The following is a 4519-nucleotide window of genomic DNA, read 5'->3' as shown; positions in this document are numbered from 1 at the left end:
GCCCCCGCGGGGGTGCCCGGCCCTCGGCCGTCTCATGACACGGGTCAGGCGTCGCCGCCGGCCGCGCCCGGGTCCGCCGCCGCCACGTCCAGCAGCTGGTAGCGGTCGATCGCGTCCTTCAGCACGCTGCGCTCGATCTTGCCCTGCTTGGCGAGCTCGGTGAGCACGCCGAGGACGATCGACTGCGCGTCGATGTGGAAGAACCGGCGGGCCGCACCGCGGGTGTCGGCGAAGCCGAAGCCGTCGGCACCCAGCGACTGCCAGGTGCCCGGCACCCAGCGCGAGATCTGGTCCGGCACCGCGCGCATCCAGTCGGACACGGCGACGAACGGGCCCTCGGCGCCCTGGAGCTTCTGCGTCACGTACGGGACGCGCTGCGGCTCCTCCGGGTGGAGCAGGTTGTACTCCTCCGCCTCGATGGCGTCGCGGCGCAGCTCGTTCCACGAGGTCGCGGACCAGACGTCGGCCTTGACGTTCCACTCGGCGGCGAGGATGCGCTGGGCCTCCAGGGCCCACGGCACCGCCACGCCGGAGGCGAGGATCTGCGCGGGGATCGCGCCGGCCTCGCCGCCCTTGAGCCGGTAGATGCCCTTGAGGATGCCCTCGCTGTCCACGCCCTCCGGCTCGGCCGGCATCTTGATCGGCTCGTTGTAGACGGTGAGGTAGTAGAAGACGTCCTCACCGGTCGGGTGCTCGGCACTGCTGCCGTACATCCGGCGCAGACCGTCCTGCACGATGTGCGCGATCTCGTAGCCGTACGCGGGGTCGTACGCGACGACGCCCGGGTTGGTCGAGGCGAGCAGCTGCGAGTGGCCGTCGGCGTGCTGCAGGCCCTCGCCGGTCAGCGTGGTGCGGCCGGCGGTGGCGCCGATCACGAAGCCGCGGGCCAGCTGGTCGGCCATCTGCCAGAACTGGTCGCCGGTGCGCTGGAACCCGAACATCGAGTAGAAGACGTACACCGGGATCAGCGGCTCGCCATGCGTCGCGTACGACGAACCGGCGGCGATCAGCGAGGCGGTGCAGCCCGCCTCGGAGATGCCGTCGTGCAGCATCTGGCCGGTCGGGGACTCCTTGTACGCCAGCAGCAGCTCGCGGTCGACCGACTCGTAGGTCTGGCCGAGCGGGTTGTAGATCTTGGCGGACGGGAAGAGCGAGTCCATGCCGAAGGTGCGGTACTCGTCCGGTGCGATCGGCACGAAGCGGTTGCCGATGCCCTTGTCGCGCATCAGGTCCTTGAGCACTCGGACGAACGCCATCGTGGTGGCGATGGTCTGGTTGCCGGAACCCTTCTTGACCGCCTTGTACGCGTCGTCGCCCGGGAGCTCCAGCTTGCGCGGCCGCACCTTGCGGGTCGGCACGTAGCCGCCCAGCTCCTTGCGGCGGTCGTGCATGTACTGGATCTCCTCCGAGTCGCGACCCGGGTGGTAGTAGGGCGGGTAGCCCTCGTCCAGCTGCTTGTCGGTGATCGGCAGGTGCAGCCGGTCGCGGAAGCGCTTGAGGTCCTCGACGGTCAGCTTCTTCATCTGGTGGGTCGCGTTGCGGCCCTCGAAGTTCGGGCCGAGCGTCCAGCCCTTGACCGTCTGGGCGAGGATGACCGTCGGCTGGCCCTTGTGCTCGCGGGCCGCCTTGAACGCCGCGTAGACCTTGCGGTGGTCGTGGCCGCCGCGGCCCAGGTGCTGGATCTGGTGGTCGGTCATGTTCTCGACCATCGCCCGCAGCCGCAGGTCGCCGCCGAAGAAGTGCTCGCGGATGTACGCGCCGGTCTCGGTGGCGTACGTCTGGAACTGGCCGTCGACCGTGGTGTTCAGCTTGTTCACCAGGACGCCGTCGCGGTCCTGCGCGAGCAGCGGGTCCCAGCTGCGGTCCCAGACGAGCTTGATCACGTTCCAGCCGGCGCCGCGGAACTGCGACTCCAGCTCCTGGATGATCTTGCCGTTGCCGCGGACCGGGCCGTCGAGGCGCTGCAGGTTGCAGTTGACCACGAAGGTCAGGTTGTCCAGGCCCTCGCGGGCGGCCAGGGACAGCTGGCCGAGCGACTCCGGCTCGTCCATCTCGCCGTCGCCGAGGAAGGCGTACACCTGGCTGTCGGAGGTGTCCTTGATGCCGCGGTGCTCGAGGTACCGGTTCATCCGGGCCTGGTAGATCGCGCCGAGCGGGCCGAGGCCCATCGAGACGGTCGGGAACTCCCAGAAGTCCGGCATCAGCCGCGGGTGCGGGTAGCTGGACAGGCCGTAGGGGGCCTTCGACTTCTCCTGGCGGAACGCGTCGAGCTGCTGCTCGGACAGTCGGTCCAGCAGGAACGCGCGGGCGTAGATGCCGGGGGAGGCGTGGCCCTGGAAGAAGATCTGGTCGCCGGACTCGCCCTCGGCGTCCTTGCCGCGGAAGAAGTAGTTGAAGCCCACGTCGTACAGCGACGCGGAGGAGGCGAAGGTGGCGATGTGGCCGCCCACGCCGATGCCCGGGCGCTGGGCCCGGGAGACCATCACGGCCGCGTTCCAGCGGGTCGCGTTGAGGATCTTGCGCTCGATCTCCTCGTTGCCGGGGAAGAACGGCTCGTCCTTGGTCGCGATGGTGTTGACGTAGTCCGTGCTGCGCATCTCGGGCACGGCGACACGCTTCTCACGGGCGCGCTCGATCAGGCGGAGCATCAGGTAGCGGGCGCGCTCGCGCCCCCGCTCGTCGATGGCCGCGTCGAGCGACTCCAGCCATTCCGCGGTCTCCTCGGGATCGAAGTCCGGGACCTGACTCGGAAGGCCGCCAATGATGATCGGGTTGCGATCGGATCCGGAAGCCACGCTGTTCCTTCACTGTCGGTCGAAACTGAGGTGTGTCGCGCCGCCTCCATCGTGTACCGCGACTCGGAGATCCGTCATCTCTACCGATCGGTAACCGTTCCGCCTGGTGAGCGGTCCGGTCGGGGGATGTGCGGGGGGCGTCGTCGCCCGTTCTGCGCATCCCCGGTTGTGGTGTTACGAAGAGGTGGTCCGACCTGGTTTCCCGGACCGCCCTGGCTGGGCGATCGGGGTGAGGGCCAACAGGAGACTTTACGCCCGCCCGGGGGGTGACCCCGAACGCCGTTCGCATCTCGGGCACGCGTACGGGACGCCGGTGCGACACGCGGGCGCGCGAAGCATCACCGGTCCGGGCAGAAAAGGGCAAACGGGTGTGATTCACGACACATCACCCGGCGTGTCCCCCGATTCCACGTCAACCTTTGGGTGGGATCGGGTGTCGGGTACTTGCGCGAACCGCCGCGCACGTGTGGACTACGCCCACAGCCTCGGCATGGATGCCGAGCCGAATACTGGAGGTTATTCCCGTGAGCGCGACCGCGGACCCCGCGGACAAGTCCAACCCGGCAGCCCGTCTCGGCTTCGAAAGCGGCCAGATCATCCAGGAGCTGGGGTACGACGACGACTGTGACCAGGAGCTCCGCGAGGGCGTCGAGGAGATCACTGGCACGGAGCTCGTCGATGAGGACTACGACGATGTCGCCGACGGCATTCTGCTGTGGCACCGCGAGGAGGACGGGGATCTCACCGACGCCCTCGTCGACGCGCTGGAGTACCTCGCCGAGGGCGGCCTGATCTGGCTGCTGACGCCCAAGACGGGCCGCGAGGGCCACGTGGAGGCGCACGAGATCGCCGACGCCGCGAAGACGGCCGGCCTCTCGCAGACCAGCTCCGTCGCGATCGCCAAGGAGTGGGCCGGCACCCGGCTCGCCACGCCGAAGGCCGCACGCTCCGGCAAGCGCTGACTCGCGCGACGACCTTCGGACGGCCCCGCGGGAGCTTCCTCCAGCGGGGCCCGTCCGTTCCGGCGCAAGCCTTGTGGGCGCGGCCGGTGCGATTGTTCACCGAGGGCGAAACCATGGGGCCGGGGCGCCGCCGGCTCACCCGGACGGCCCAATCCGCCCGGCGAGGTGGCAGGATGCCCCTGTCCCGCGCGGCGCCCGGCGACCGCGGCACCCGCCCTCCGGCGCGCCCTTCGGGGCCGGAGCGGCCCACAGGAAGGTCTCAACCCATGGCCATCGAGGTCGGCACCCAGGCTCCGGACTTCGAGCTGAAGAACCAGCACGGCGAGCTGGTGAAGCTCTCCGACTTCCGCGGCGAGAAGAACGTCGTCCTGGTCTTCTACCCGTTCGCCTTCACCGGGGTCTGCACCGGCGAGGTGTGCGCGATCCAGAAGGAGCTGCCGCGCCTGCAGAACGACGACGTCCAGGTGCTGGCGGTCTCCAACGACTCGCCGTTCACCCTGCGCATCTTCGGTGACCAGGAGGGCCTGGAGTACCCGCTGCTGTCCGACTTCTGGCCGCACGGCGAGGTCTCCCGCGCCTACGGCGTCTTCCAGGAGGACAAGGGCTGCGCGCTGCGCGGCACCTTCGTGATCGACAAGGAGGGCGTGGTGCGCTGGTCGGTCGTCAACGGCCTGCCGGACGCCCGCGACGAGCAGGAGTACCTGAAGGCGCTCGGCGCGCTCTGAACCCCTGCGGCGGCGCGCCCGGACATCTGTCCGGGCG

Annotated in this window: 3 protein-coding genes; 2 read left to right on the top strand and 1 reads right to left on the bottom strand. The window is 69.5% G+C overall.

Features of this window, described 5'->3' with window-relative positions:
- Positions 1-44: 44 nt before the first annotated feature.
- Positions 45-2795 (bottom strand): pyruvate dehydrogenase (acetyl-transferring), homodimeric type, encoded by a 2751-nt coding sequence (gene aceE / locus ACFV0G_RS35735; RefSeq protein WP_380556932.1) that lies wholly within the window; start codon positions 2793-2795, stop codon positions 45-47.
- Positions 2796-3319: 524 nt separating this feature from the next.
- On the opposite strand from aceE, the gene ACFV0G_RS35730 reads away from it, so the two are divergent.
- Together ACFV0G_RS35730 and ACFV0G_RS35725 are read left to right on the top strand one after the other, a co-directional pair.
- Positions 3320-3757, top strand: a complete 438-nt coding sequence (locus tag ACFV0G_RS35730; protein WP_380556930.1) for a DUF3052 domain-containing protein — start codon at positions 3320-3322, stop codon at positions 3755-3757.
- A 266-nt stretch (positions 3758-4023) separates the two neighbouring features.
- Positions 4024-4482, top strand: a complete 459-nt coding sequence (locus ACFV0G_RS35725; protein ID WP_380556928.1) for a peroxiredoxin — start codon at positions 4024-4026, stop codon at positions 4480-4482.
- The last annotated feature ends 37 nt before the right edge of the window (positions 4483-4519 follow it).

Source organism: Kitasatospora sp. NPDC059571, from assembly GCF_042735675.1.
GTDB lineage: Bacteria > Actinomycetota > Actinomycetes > Streptomycetales > Streptomycetaceae > Kitasatospora.
Note: the sequence above shows the minus strand (reverse complement) of the source record. Positions and strands in the feature narration are given on the sequence as shown.

What these genes read in the sequence shown, in the direction of transcription:
- ACFV0G_RS35725 (WP_380556928.1), top strand. Translation starts at nt 4,024, where the DNA reads ATGGCCATCGAGGTCGGCACCCAGGCTCCGGACTTCGAGCTGAAGAAC.